This window comes from Brassicibacter thermophilus (assembly GCF_055378355.1).
In genome coordinates this window covers 1,873,551-1,887,457 of record NZ_AP042446.1, presented here as the reverse complement: position 1 = coordinate 1,887,457, position 13,907 = coordinate 1,873,551, and the positions used below count along the sequence as shown (strand labels likewise).

The window sequence follows — 13,907 nt, the reverse complement described above, 5'->3', positions numbered from 1 at the left end:
TTATAAAATACTCCTGTCAAGTAAAAAACTTTACACTATCTTGGTGATTCATGATGTTTGACAAAATGGTGGAAATAGGTCTATTATATGATTTCTATGGTAACCTTTTAAGTAAAAATCAAAATACTGTTATTGAATTATATTATATTTATGACTTATCATTAAGCGAAATAGGTGAGCAACTTAATATTAGCAGACAAGGTGTATATGACATATTAAAAAGGTCAGAATTAAAGCTATATAAATACGAGGAAACGCTTGGATTAATAAAAAGATTTAGAACTTGGAATAAAAAAATTGAAGAAATATTAAAATACACTAGAAAAATAAAACAAGAAGCGGATATATGTGATTCAAAAAGGATATATAAATATGCAGAAAATATTGAGAAAATTGCATTGAGCATATTGGATATTAATCAGGAGGTTAAAGAATGATTTTTGAGAGCTTAGCTGATAAGTTGCAAGGAGCCCTAAAAAAGCTTAAAAATAAAGGAAAATTGACTGAAAAAGATGTAAATACTGCAATGAGAGAAGTGAAGCTTGCTTTATTAGAAGCTGATGTCAATTTTAAAGTAGTAAAAAAGTTTATTAATAATGTAAAAGAAAGAGCTGTTGGAGCTGAAGTAATGGAAAGCCTTACTCCTGGACAGCATGTAATTAAAATTGTTAATGAAGAGCTAACTAAATTGATGGGGGAAAAGGAAAGTAAAATAGAATTTGCTTCGACACCTCCATCTGTTATAATGATGTGTGGATTGCAAGGTGCTGGTAAAACTACTACATCTGCAAAGCTTGGTGGTTTACTAATAAAAAAAGGGAAAAAACCTTTATTAGTAGCTTGTGACGTATATAGGCCAGCTGCTATTAAACAACTACAAGTAGTTGGCGAAAAAATTGGGGCCGAAGTGTTTTCAATGGGAAATAAAAATGACCCAGTAAATATTGCTATGGCTTCAGTAGAATATGCTAAGAAGAATGGAAATGATGTGGTTATTATTGATACTGCTGGTCGACTTCATGTTGATGATAATTTGATGCAGGAACTTGAAAATATTAAAAATAATGTTAAGCCTTCAGAAATATTATTAGTTGTTGACTCTATGACTGGTCAGGATGCTGTTACTGTAGCAGATACATTTAACAAAAGATTAGGGATAACTGGTGTAATATTGACTAAACTTGATGGTGATGCAAGGGGAGGTGCTGCTCTGTCAATTAGTGCAGTAACACAAAAACCAATCAAGTTTGTTGGTATGGGTGAAAAATTAGACCAATTAGAAGTTTTTTATCCTGATAGAATGGCTTCAAGAATTTTAGGTATGGGTGATGTATTAAGCCTTATAGAAAAAGCTCAATCAAATTTGGATTTAAAAAAAGCTATGGAAATGGAGAAAAAGTTAAGAAGCCAGCAGTTTACATTTGATGACTTTTTAGATCAGCTTGAACAAGTAAAGAATCTTGGACCTTTAGATGAATTGCTAGAAATGATTCCAGGAGTAAATTCAAAGCAACTGAAAGGGCTAAATGTTGATGAAAAAGAGCTTGTTCGTATTGAAGCAATAATAAAATCTATGACTAAAGAAGAACGTCAAAATCCTTCTATAATTGATAGTAGTAGAAGAAAGAGAATTGCTCTGGGCAGTGGGACTAAGGTTCAGGATGTGAATAAACTGATTAAACAGTATAAAGAAACTAAGAAAATGTTTAAACGATTTTCTGGTATGGAGAAAACCATGAGAAAAAAGGGAAAACTTAAACTCCCGTTTTTCAAATAGATAATAGATATTTGATTGTGTTATTTTAAAGGAGGTGAAAAAATGGCTGTTAAGATTAGATTAAAGAGGATGGGAGCAAAGAAAAAACCTTTTTATAGAATTGTAGTTGCTGATTCTCGTTCTCCAAGAGATGGAAGGTTTATTGAAGAGTTAGGATATTATAATCCTGTTTCAGAACCTAAAGAAATAAAGATAGATGATGAAAAAGCTGTAAAATGGCTTAATAATGGAGCAAAACCTACTGATACAGTAAACAAATTATTTAAGGAAAATGGTGTATATGATAAACTTGAAGAAGCTAAAAAAGCTGAATAGAAGCTTCTAAGGGGGTGAACTTAGTGGGTGAATTGGTGGAAATTATTGCTAAAGCTCTTGTGGATAAACCTGAAGAAGTTGTAGTAAATGAGGTAGAGGGAACTCAGTCAGTTATAATTGAACTGAAAGTAGCTTCTGATGATATGGGAAAAATTATTGGAAAACAAGGAAGAATAGCTAAAGCTATAAGGACTGTTGTTAAGGCTGCAGCTATAAAAGAAAATAAGAGAGTGGTTGTAGAAATAATCCAATAATTAATTAACCATAATTATATTATGTAAATAATTATTACAATGGGGGTGTAGCCCCCTATTTTAATATGTAGAAATATAAAGAATGGATGGTGGGATGGTATCGATATGACTGAGTATGTCCAAGTTGGAAAAATAATTAATACTCATGGATTACGTGGTTTTCTTAAAGTCATACCTCTGACTGATGACCCTAAAAGGTATGATAATTTGGATACAGTTTATGTCGAAGATGAAGAATTAAAAATAGAGAAGGTTTGGTACAATAAAGGACTTGTTATGGTTAAATTTTATGGGTATGATAGTATTAATGATGTGATAAAGTATAAAAATAAATTTATTTTGATAGATGCTAAGGATTCGTTAAAATTGCCTGAAAACAGTTATTTTATTTATCAAATAATAGGTCTTAATGTTTACGATAAAAAGCATAATCTAATTGGGAAAATTATTGATGTATTACAGCCAGGTGGTAATGACGTATATGTTGTTAAAAATGCTAATGGTAAAGAATGCTATATTCCTGCTGTTAAAGAATTTGTTGAGGAAATTAATTTAGATGAAAACATTATGATTATTAATCCTATTGAAGGAATGATATGATGAAAATTGATATATTAACTTTGTTTCCAAATTTTTTCACACCAATATTTTCTGAAAGCATAATAGGAAATGCAGTAAAAAATGATCTAGTGAATATTAACTGTATTAATATTAGAAATTTTTCTCAAGATAAACACAATAGAGTCGATGACTATCCTTATGGTGGTGGTCCTGGAATGATAATGAAAGTAGAGCCAATATATAGAGCAATAAACAGCGTTAAAACTAAAAAATCTAAGATAATATATTTATCACCTAAGGGAAAAGTATTCAATCAACAAATGGCTAAAAAACTTTCAAAGGAAAGCCATTTAGTATTGCTATGTGGCCACTATGAAGGTATAGATAATAGAATTGTTGAGAACTATATAGATGAGGAGATATCTATAGGCGATTATGTTTTAACAGGTGGTGAAATAGCTGCGATGGTGATAGTAGATGCAGTAGTTAGATTAATTCCAGGCGTATTATCAAGTAAAGATTCTTATGAAGATGAATCTCTTTATAATGGATTGTTAGAATATCCTCAATATACAAGACCTAGAGAATTTAATAATTTATCAGTTCCAGATATTTTGCTATCTGGCAATCACAAAGAAATAGAAAAATGGCGAAAATATCAAGCAATTAAAATCACTTATGAAAATAGAAAAGATTTACTTAATAATAGAAAACTAACAAAAGAAGAGCAAGAAATATTAAATAAAATTATTTCTTCAGAAAAAAGTCATCTTAGAGTATAATTTTAGTAGGCAAAAACAACAAAAATGAAAAAGATGCCCGAAAGCACCTTTAACATATATGAATCATCCAATATAATAGTAATTAATAAGAAAACTATAAAAGGGATGATTACATGTATAATATAAGTTTAGATGAAAAAGAAATTAATTTCAAGAACTTAGAGAAAATTATATATAAGCTTGTATGCCGACAGGCATGTGAAATGCTCGTAGAGCTATTAGAAAAATTAGATAATAAATTAATGAAAGAAAGAGATAAAGAAGAATATAGAAATAAAGGATTAAAGAAAACTACCATAAAAACAATAATGGGCGAAATTGAATATAAACGTAGAATATATCAATATACTACACAAGAGGGTAAAAGAGGTTACAAATGCCTTTTAGATGAATACTTAAAAATGGAAACCATAGGACATATATCTACAAATCTAGTAGAAAAAATAGTAGATCTAGCAACAGATGAATCATATAGAAAAACAGCAAATAAAATAACAGAAATGACAAACCAAAGTATAAGTCATTCAGCAGCTTGGAACATAATACAAAACTTAGGAGAACAACTAAAACAAAAAGAAAAACACGAAATAAAATTAAACAACGAAGAAAAATTACAAGGCAAAAAAGAAACAAAAATATTGTTTGAAGAAATGGATGGAGTGTGGATAAATATCCAAGGTAAAGATAAAAAGACTAAGGGAAAAGAGAAAAAAGAACTAAAATTAGGAATTTTTTATGAAGGCTGGGAGAAGAAGCATGAGAAAAAAGATAGATATGTACTAAAGAACAAAAAAGCATATGCAAGCTTTGGAAGTAGTAAAGAATTTAGAAAACTAAGACAAGCCAAAATAGCGAAACAATATAATACTGACGAAATAGAAACAAAAATAGTAAATGGAGATGGAGCAAACTGGATAAAAGAAGTTATAAAAGAAGACAATTCACACTTTCAATTAGATCCATTTCATAGAAATCAAGCAGTACTTAAGAACATAGAAGATAAGAAAAAGGCAAAAGAAATAATAAAGAAACTAAGCAATGGTAACATAGAAGAAGGATTAGAAATGATAACAAAACTAATGATAGAAAACAATGATAATCAAAAGAAAATGAAGAAATTACAGGCACTATATAATTACCTAGTAAACAACAAAGAAGGGATAGTGCTCTACAAACTTCGCCCAGACATAAATATGCCGCAACCACCAGAAGGAATTAAATATAGAAATCTAGGAACAATGGAACATAGCATATGTGATATATTAGCACAAAGGATGAAAGGGAATAAAACAAGTTGGTCAATACAAGGAGCCAGTAACTTAGCCAAGATACTAGCAGAAAAAGCAAGCAAAGAATTAGCAACAACAATAAAATCACTACTGAACAAAGAAATAAAAGAAGAAAAGCTTGAAGAAATAATAGAAAAAGTAGGATTAACAGCAGCAGAAGTAAATAAAAAGCCAAAGAAAAGCAAGATATACAAACACAAAAGAGCAAGCATGCCATTTAGTCAATGTTCAGTAACTAACGGAAGAAAAGCCATAAAGGACATGTTAGGTTGCAAATGTGCAAGTCAAATGAACCTAAGTTTTTAATATCTAATATATTATATAACTTAAAAGAATAAGCTAACATACGATACCTATGCTCTAATATAAGCCTAAAAAAATACAACATAATAGAGCATTAATACTGATGAATAAATAGAATTAGACCTAAAAATAGGGCTCTCAGACTTATTGTTATTCTATAATCATAAGTCTAGTATTATAGAATAACAATTTTGAAATCATTGTAAAGTATATGTAAATTTATTTTTAAAATTGTAGAAAGTATAAATAGAATACTCTTGCCCTATCGGGCATAAAAACATAATTAAAACAGCAAAATTGGATGATTAAATTTAAAAATAATAATTTTGCCAACTTTTACTTGACAGTATCAAAAGTCATAATTAAGTGAGGAAATTGCATAATTCATCTTTTTTATAGTAGAAAAAAAGAGCATAGAGCGATAGCTTATTGAAAATGAGATTTTAAATTTGATATTTTTGATATTTATTTTTGAATAATGCAAAGAACCTCCTAAATAAATATAATTTTATGCCGTTAGGCAGCTTTATTAACAGTTTTACTTGAGTTTAACGATATTGTTCCAGCTATAAGTGCTATGCAATTTAATAATGAGTGAACCTTGGCTTTTTTAATACCTTTAGACCTTATGTTATCTAAATTCAGATATTCTTTAAGTCTACTATTACATCTTTCAACTGATGTCCTTTTATCATATAACTTTTTCCAACTAGTAGAAGATCTTAAAGGATATCCATAATGCCTTGGATTTTCCTTATAATTGACTTTAAAAGTATATCCGTAGGTAGAAGAAGAACACCAATTCATTCCATGAGGGCAATTACACTTACCTAAAACATGAGGACAACGAAATTTAAGATAACTACCATCTTTGCCCCAATACACTAGTTTATATCCTGCGGAGCAGATAGGATTAAAATCTTCATCTAATCCAGCAGGTGGAGCATAGCTTCGTCTAGGATTGTAAGCTATTATTGGAATACCATTAAATTCGTTTATTATATCTTTATAAACATACTCAAAGTCATATCCAGAATCCATAGCATAATATTTAGGCTTAAAAATATCTTTATAATTATTAAAAAATTGCTTTATTAAAGGTATAGCTACAGTGCCATCATAAGTGCTTGCTGGGGTTAATAAAATATCTAATGGTAGTTCACTTTTAGAATCACATAATATATGAAGCTTCCAACCAAACCATTTTACGGTGTTACCATTAGTATCTTTTTTTATCCCCCAGTTAGGGTTATAGTCATCATCTACGATATATTTTTTACGCTTAGCAGATTCATAAGAACTTAATTTTGTTGAATCAATAGAGATATGTTCTCCATCAATTATATTAAGTTCTTTTGCTTTAACAACTAAAGAATGGAACAATTGCTCAAGTTCATCTGTTTGAGTTAATTTATCTAAGAATCTGCTAAAAGTTGATTCAGATGGTACTTTGCCAAGGACACCAAAACCACAACAATATCTTAAAACAGGATTTTGCTTAAGATTAAGAACTAAATCTTTTATAGTTTGAATTTTTTCTACTTGCATAGCAATCAAAGCATAAATTAAAGTTTCAGGATCATAGCCCTTCGGGCCTTTAGAATTATGAGATTTTCTTAGTTTGCAAGCTAAATTAGAAATGTCAATCTGAGATAAAATCATCTCTAATTTAGTTTCTTGTTGAAATTCCATAATTTCCTCAAAGGAAATCAAGCTCATTTGTCGAATATACATTTAAGAAGTTTCACTCCTTTCGGGTATTGAGTTTGTCTACTTAATATATTCGACATTTAGGGGTGAAACTCCTTTTTGCGTTCAGTGAAATTTAGAAAAATCAACAATTTAAAATTATGCAATTTCCTCAAGTTGTAAATTTAACTTAATTATGATATAATGTCACTTGCATTGTGCATTACGGACGGTCCTCTGTTATATTACATGAACGTCTAGGAAGAGGGGAGGTTTAATAAATGGATGTTATAAAAATGATAGAGCAAGAACAATTAAAAGAGAATGTACCAAGTTTTAATGTAGGGGATACTGTTCAAGTACATTATAGAATAAAAGAAGGAAATAGAGAGAGAATTCAAGTTTTTGAAGGAATAGTACTTAAAAGACAAGGTGGAGGAATTAGAGAAACTTTTACAGTACGAAGAATATCCTACGGAGTAGGAGTTGAAAGAACATTTTCACTTCATTCACCAAGGATTGAAAAATTAGTAGTAACTAGGAAAGGTAAGGTTAGAAGAGCAAGACTTAATTATTTAAGAAGTAGGACAGGAAAAGCTGCTAAAGTAAAGGAAAAAATGAATTATTAATGATAAATAATGAGACTTTTAAAGTCTCATTATTTAATTTAAAGAATAAATTTTTTAAAATTTAGTTTTTATGTTCTTATAAAAGTATTAGTTTAATTTTACATTATAATATCATAATGAATATTATCATAAATGATATTATTATCAAAATAAAAAACTATGTTATACTAATAAAGTAATATTTAATACATTTAATGTAATCATTAAAATAAGTTAATATAGTATAAAAAGGAGTGAAAAAATGGATAATAACGGAAATATAAATATTAATTGGTTTCCTGGTCATATGAAAAAAACTATAGATCTACTTAAAAAGAATTTAAATTTGGTCGATATTGTTTTTGAAATATTAGATTCCAGGATACCAATAAGTAGTAAAAATCCTGAAATTGACAATATTGTTTTAAATAAACCAAGAATTATTGTAATGAATAAGTGTGATTTAAGTAATGAAATAGCAAATAAAAAATGGAAAGAGTATTATATTAAAAAGAATATTAAAGTTGTTTTTCTTAATGCAACTAAAAATCATGATAAAGGCATAGAAAACTTAATTAGATTGACAAATGATATTACAAAGGGCAAAAGGAGAATATTAGAAAAAAAGGGTATAAAAAACAAACCTATAAGAGCAATGATTGTAGGAATACCAAATGTAGGCAAATCTACTCTTATAAATTCTTTAGTAAATAAAAAAAGTGCTAAAGTTGGAAACAAGCCTGGTATTACTAAAGGAAACCAATGGATTAAAACAAAAGGGAATTTTGAACTATTAGATACTCCTGGTGTATTATGGCCTAAATTTCAAGATGAAAAAATAGGGTTAAACTTAGCTTTTACAGGTGCGATAAAAGATGAAATAATTGATATCGAAACTCTTTCATTAAAGTTGATAGAAAGATTAGTAGAAATTTCACCTAAACTTTTAATAGAGCGTTATGGTATTGAAATTTGTAAAAGTAACGCCTTAAGTATACTTGAAAGTATTGCTATAAAAAGGGGGTGTATTCTTAAGGGAAAAGAAATAGACTATAAGAGAATAAGTAAAATAATTTTAGATGAATTTAGGAAAGGTAAGATTGGTAGAATTACCCTCGAATTACCTGATTTTTCTGATTAATGGGGGAATAAATATGCTAAGTATAGAAAGTGAAATATGGCAAGAAGGATATAACCATATTGCATGTATAGATGAAGTTGGGAGAGGATGTTTAGCTGGTGATGTAGTTGCATGTGCAATAATTATGCCTAAAGGATTACTAATTAATGGGGTAAAGGATTCAAAAAAGCTAACACCTAAAAAAAGAGAAGAGTTATATAATATTATTGTGTCAAAGGCTATAGCTATTGGGATAGGATGTGTTAATAATAAGGTTATAGATGAAATTAATATAAAAAATGCAACTCATTTGGCTATGAAAAAAGCTATAGATAACATAAAGGATAAACAAGGCAATAAGTTAGTACCAGATTTTGTTCTTATCGATGCAGAAAAAATTAACATAGATTTACCCCAAAAAAATATCATAAAAGGAGATGAAAAGTGTCACGGAATTGCTGCTGCTTCAATTATAGCTAAAGTATACAGAGATAGAAAATGTAAAGAATGGTCATTAGTTTATAAAGGTTATTCTTTAGAAAAAAATAAAGGTTATGGTACTAAAGAGCATATATTAGCTATTAAAAAAAATGGACCATCTCCAATACATAGGAAATCATTTTTAAGTAAAATCTTGCCTCAGGAAAAGCAAATTAATTTCTTGGAGGATTTTTATGAAGATAGTTAATGCTAATATAATAAATAAGGAAGAAACTATATTTTTTTTAAATAATTTATATCAAGTTGGAAAAATTTTTAAAGGGAAAATTACTGAAATTAAGGGCGAGTTTGTTACATTAGTTACCGAAAATGGACAAATAATAAGTTGTAAGACAGATACTTTATTAACTAGTAAAAAAAATGAAGAAATTTATTTTCAAGTAAAATCTATTTATGACAATAAAATAATATTATCAATATTAGATAATGAAAAAGGACAAAACAAATATTTAGATTACAGTATTAAAGAATTACTCAAAATGAATGGCATTGAACCTAGCAAATATAGAGCAGAAGTGGTAAAAGAATTAATTAACTTTATGTTGCCTATTGATAAAAAAAACGTTGTATATAGTATTAAAACATATGAAAAATTAGTTAAATTATTGAACAGTGATGATAACTTAAAAGTATATTCAATAAAACCTGGAATAGAAGTATTAGATGAGGATATATCAAATTTGATTATTGATAAGTATAATGATAATAACTTTAATTTTGATAAGTTAGATATTGAAAATAAACCTACAAATTATGTTGATACGGATAAATATAATGTAGTTAAAGTATCATATCTAAAAAAGATGATAAATGAAGCTATTAATAGAAATTCTTTTCAAGATCTTATTAAAGGAATTATATTTTTATTAAAAAGCAATGTAAAAGTTTCTCTAAATAACATATATTACCTATTTAAGATTTTAAATGGTGAAAATATATTAGAGGAAGACTTTAATGAATTAGAATTTTTGTTATTAAAGGATAATAAAAATAAATATAGAAATGTACTGAAAGTATTTAATAAATTTAATAATAGACTATGCATTAATATTAACAATCTTAGTAAGAAAAATAATTTTAGTAAGGAGAATCTGGAAAAATATTTGGATAATATAAAAGAAAATATAAAGAGTTTAGATAGTTTAGCAATAAAAGAATTTAATTCGAAAGAAATTCAGAAAAAAATTAGAGAGATATACAATAAATTAAATTTTTTAAGAGGAATTAATAGTATTTATGGATTTTATTATATTCCTTTTAAGATAGATAAGTATAATTTTAAAGAAAATATGTTTTTTTTAAAGAAAAGTAGAATAAATAAGGACAAAAATTTTAAAGTTTTTATAAATCTTAAAACTAAAAGATTAGAATTAGTAAAAATAGTATGTGAGATGAAAAGAAATAATATAAGTATCGATTTTAAAATAAAGGATAAATATATAGATTTATTTAAAAAAGAAGAGTACAAATTGAAGCAGGTTCTTAATGATAATGGTTTTGATAATATTGTTATATGTTATAATAGTAGTAATAATAGGAATCCTATTGAATTACTTGTTAATAATAATAGTTTTAATTATTTATTTGATATAAGGGTGTAATATTATGGAAAATAAAAATGAAAATAAGATTGCTGTTGCTTTGAAATATGAAAATATTGATTTAGCGCCTAAAGTAATAGCTAGTGGTAGAGGTGCAATAGCAAAAAAAATAATAAGTAAAGCTAAAGAAGAAAATATTAAGATGTATAAGGATGATAAATTAGCAAATGATTTAATAAATATAGATATTGGAAAGGAAATTCCAGAAGAGTTGTATTTTGCTGTAGCTGAAATATTAGCCTTTGTTTATGATTTAGATGAAAAAGCAGGGGATATGTGATGAACAATAAAGAAAGAGGCATGTTAGGAGAAAAGGTAGCTGTTAATTATTTAAAAAAAAATAACTATAATATTTTAGAAAAAAATTATAAAAATAAATTAGGTGAGATTGATATAATTGCTGAAAAAGATGATATAATAATTTTTATCGAAGTTAAAGCTAGGACAAGCAATAAATTTGGATTTCCCTATGAAGCTGTCGACAATAGAAAAAGAAAAAAAATAATTAATACTGCTTTAGCTTACATTAAATTTAAAATGCTTAAAGAAATACAATTTAGATTTGATATTATTGAAGTATATTTAAATAAACCTTTTAAAATTAAACATATAAAAAATGCATTTTGGGTATAAGGTTATGTTATTTTGTCATATATTATTATATTATTGTAAGGTATTTTGTTTTATTTGAATAATTGTCGCTTTATGACTATTACCCAGGTAATTTTAATATATTAAGTATTGTGAGTGATTTTAAGTTACCATGAAAATAATTAGATTAGGGATTGGAATATACTATAAAAACAGTAAAATCATATGGTTTTAATTATGATGAAGTTGAGAATGGAGGCAATATATGCTTAGTAGTTTTGAAGCTATAATATTTGATTTAGATGGTACTTTAGTGGATTCTATGTGGGTTTGGGAAAAAGTAGATATTGATTTTTTGAAAAGTAGAGGTCTAGATATGCCACCTGATTTGCAAAAAACAGTAGAAGGAATGAGTTTTAAAGAAACTGCACAATATTTTAAAAAACGATTTAATTTACCTGAACCAATTGAAGATATTATGAATCAGTGGAGATTAATGACAATTGACTATTACAAATATAGTATTCCTTTAAAAAAGGGAGTACTAGATTTTATATTTAATTTAAAAAGTCTTAAGAAAAAACTGGGTATTGGAACTAGTAATTCTAAAGAACTTGCTATTGAAGTTTTAAAGAAACATGATATTCTTAAGTTTTTTGATACTATAAGGACATCATGTGAAGTTCAAAATGGTAAACCTAGTCCAGATATTTTCATTCAAGTAGCGAAGGATTTAAATGTTGAACCAGCTAAATGCTTGGTTTTTGAAGATACATATGCAGGTGTTTTAGCTGCAAAAAGAGCTGGCATGAAAGTATATGCTGTATCTGATGATAGTTCTTTAAAATATAAATCTGAAATAATAAAGATAGCTGATAAATACATCAAAACTTTTGAAGAAATAGCATAAAAGGGGCCCTATGAATACAATAATTTAAATTTTTGGGACCCTTTAAATAATAAAAGTTAAAGGATGGATGTTTATGCTATCGAAGGTTAAAACATGTGTTTTACAAGGGTTAGAGGGCCATATAATATTTGTTGAAACAGACATTTCAAGAGGGCTTCCAGGATTTACTATTGTTGGTTTGGCTGATACATCTATAAAAGAATCTAAAGAAAGAGTTCGAGCTAGTATAAAAAATAGTGGTTTTGACTTTCCTTTAAATCGTATTACTATAAATTTAGCTCCAGCTAATTTAAGAAAGGAAGGGTCCCAACTTGATTTATCTATTGCTGTAGGGATACTTATAGCTACAAATATTATAAAAAATAATGATTTTGAAGAATATGCATTTTTGGGCGAACTTTCGTTAGATGGTAATCTAAATAAAATAGATGGTGCTTTACCTCTTGTTATTTCGCTTAGAGAAAATGGTATTAAAAAAGTCATATTGCCATTTAGCAATAAAGATGAATGTAGTGTAGTTGATGGAATAGATGTTATACCTGTAAAAAATTTACATGATTTAGTGTTGTATTTAAATGGTCTATACGAAATATTACCGTATAAGGTGAATATAAGCAACAAATTATATTGTGAAAATGAATATAATGAAGATTTTAAGGATATAAAAGGACAAAAATCATTAAAAAGGGCTATGGAAGTAGCTGCTTCAGGACTACATAATATACTGATGATTGGGCCACCTGGTTCAGGTAAAACTATGATAGCAAGACGATTACCATCTATATTACCACAATTAACATTTGAAGAATCCCTTGAAATAACTAAAATTTATAGCGTTTCTGGTTTGCTAGGCGGTAATTCTTTAATAAATAAAAGACCTTTTAGATCTCCACATCATACGGTTTCAGCCACTTCTTTGATAGGTGGTGGAAGAATACCTAAACCGGGAGAAGTTTCATTGGCACATTACGGGGTACTTTTTTTAGACGAAATTCCTGAGTTTCAAAAAAAAGTACTAGAAGTATTGAGACAACCTATGGAAGATGGAAAAGTAACGATATCACGAGTAAATGCTTCGATAACATATCCAGCAAGGTTTATGTTAGTAGCAAGTATGAACCCTTGTCCGTGTGGATATTATGGTGATCCTATTCATGAATGCACATGTAGCCAAGCAAGTATTGAACGGTATCTTAACAAAGTAAGTGGTCCCCTATTAGATAGGATTGATTTACATATAGAAGTATCACCTGTGAAATATGAAGATTTAAATAGTACTGATTATAAAGAAGAGTCTTCATCAACTATCCGAGAAAGAGTCAATATGGCTAGAGAAATACAGAATGAGAGATATAAAAAGGAAAATATTTTTTCTAATTCGCAACTGAGTGCTAAATTGATACAAAAATATTGCAAAGTAGATGATAAAGGAAAGCAACTTTTAGAATCTGCATTTAATAAATTAGGTTTTAGTGCAAGAGCTTATAACAGGATACTTAAGGTTGCAAGAACTATTGCTGATCTTGATGGAAAAGATCTTATACAATATGACCATATAGCTGAAGCTATACAATATAGAAATTTAGATAGAAAATTTTGGAGATAA

The 13,907-nt window shown here is 27.8% G+C and carries 16 protein-coding genes; 15 read left to right on the top strand and 1 reads right to left on the bottom strand.

What is annotated here, in order from left to right; genetic code table 11:
- The first annotated feature begins 53 nt into the window (after positions 1–53).
- The 7 genes from ylxM to ACZ41D_RS08940 all read left to right on the top strand — a co-directional run bounded on the left by ylxM (position 54) and on the right by ACZ41D_RS08940 (position 5,284).
- Positions 54–437: a YlxM family DNA-binding protein gene (ylxM, locus tag ACZ41D_RS08970; RefSeq protein WP_464151100.1), complete on the top strand. Its 384-nt coding sequence runs from the start codon at positions 54–56 to the stop codon at positions 435–437.
- Positions 434–1,777, top strand: a complete 1,344-nt coding sequence (gene ffh, locus ACZ41D_RS08965) for a signal recognition particle protein (RefSeq protein ID WP_464151099.1) — start codon at positions 434–436, stop codon at positions 1,775–1,777. Before ylxM ends, ffh begins: the two co-directional genes overlap by 4 nt.
- A gap of 42 nt (positions 1,778–1,819) precedes the next feature.
- On the top strand, positions 1,820–2,092 hold the full coding sequence (gene rpsP, locus ACZ41D_RS08960) for a 30S ribosomal protein S16 (protein WP_464151098.1): 273 nt from the start codon (positions 1,820–1,822) through the stop codon (positions 2,090–2,092).
- A 23-nt stretch (positions 2,093–2,115) separates the two neighbouring features.
- Entirely contained in the window at positions 2,116–2,346 is a 231-nt protein-coding gene (locus ACZ41D_RS08955) for a KH domain-containing protein (protein WP_464151097.1), read from the top strand.
- 105 nt (positions 2,347–2,451) lie between these two features.
- Entirely contained in the window at positions 2,452–2,946 is a 495-nt protein-coding gene (rimM, locus tag ACZ41D_RS08950; protein WP_464151096.1) for a ribosome maturation factor RimM, read from the top strand.
- On the top strand, positions 2,946–3,689 hold the full coding sequence (gene trmD, locus ACZ41D_RS08945) for a tRNA (guanosine(37)-N1)-methyltransferase TrmD (protein WP_464153131.1): 744 nt from the start codon (positions 2,946–2,948) through the stop codon (positions 3,687–3,689). Before rimM ends, trmD begins: the two co-directional genes overlap by 1 nt.
- Positions 3,690–3,802: 113 nt before the next feature.
- Complete coding sequence (locus ACZ41D_RS08940) at positions 3,803–5,284, top strand: ISLre2 family transposase (RefSeq protein WP_464150702.1); 1,482 nt, start codon at positions 3,803–3,805, stop codon at positions 5,282–5,284.
- Between the two features lie 513 nt (positions 5,285–5,797).
- Here the strand turns inward: ACZ41D_RS08940 and ACZ41D_RS08935 are convergent.
- Positions 5,798–7,000, bottom strand: coding sequence for a transposase (locus ACZ41D_RS08935; protein WP_464151095.1), 1,203 nt, complete (start codon positions 6,998–7,000; stop codon positions 5,798–5,800).
- 251 nt (positions 7,001–7,251) lie between these two features.
- Between ACZ41D_RS08935 and rplS the strand changes: the two genes are divergently transcribed.
- The 8 genes from rplS (at position 7,252) to ACZ41D_RS08895 (ending at position 13,907) form a co-directional block, all read left to right on the top strand.
- Positions 7,252–7,599 (top strand): 50S ribosomal protein L19, encoded by a 348-nt coding sequence (gene rplS / locus ACZ41D_RS08930; protein WP_464151094.1) that lies wholly within the window; start codon positions 7,252–7,254, stop codon positions 7,597–7,599.
- A gap of 241 nt (positions 7,600–7,840) precedes the next feature.
- Entirely contained in the window at positions 7,841–8,719 is an 879-nt protein-coding gene (gene ylqF, locus ACZ41D_RS08925; protein WP_464151093.1) for a ribosome biogenesis GTPase YlqF, read from the top strand.
- A 13-nt stretch (positions 8,720–8,732) separates the two neighbouring features.
- Positions 8,733–9,386, top strand: a complete 654-nt coding sequence (locus ACZ41D_RS08920; protein ID WP_464151092.1) for a ribonuclease HII — start codon at positions 8,733–8,735, stop codon at positions 9,384–9,386.
- Positions 9,373–10,800, top strand: coding sequence for a hypothetical protein (locus ACZ41D_RS08915; RefSeq protein WP_464151091.1), 1,428 nt, complete (start codon positions 9,373–9,375; stop codon positions 10,798–10,800). The genes ACZ41D_RS08920 and ACZ41D_RS08915 overlap by 14 nt, the downstream gene beginning before the upstream one ends.
- Before the next feature lie 4 nt (positions 10,801–10,804).
- Positions 10,805–11,080 (top strand): EscU/YscU/HrcU family type III secretion system export apparatus switch protein, encoded by a 276-nt coding sequence (locus ACZ41D_RS08910; protein ID WP_464151090.1) that lies wholly within the window; start codon positions 10,805–10,807, stop codon positions 11,078–11,080.
- Positions 11,080–11,433, top strand: a complete 354-nt coding sequence (locus ACZ41D_RS08905; protein WP_464151089.1) for a YraN family protein — start codon at positions 11,080–11,082, stop codon at positions 11,431–11,433. Before ACZ41D_RS08910 ends, ACZ41D_RS08905 begins: the two co-directional genes overlap by 1 nt.
- Before the next feature lie 223 nt (positions 11,434–11,656).
- Positions 11,657–12,301: an HAD family hydrolase gene (locus ACZ41D_RS08900; RefSeq protein ID WP_464151088.1), complete on the top strand. Its 645-nt coding sequence runs from the start codon at positions 11,657–11,659 to the stop codon at positions 12,299–12,301.
- 73 nt (positions 12,302–12,374) lie between these two features.
- Positions 12,375–13,907, top strand: coding sequence for a YifB family Mg chelatase-like AAA ATPase (locus tag ACZ41D_RS08895; protein WP_464151087.1), 1,533 nt, complete (start codon positions 12,375–12,377; stop codon positions 13,905–13,907).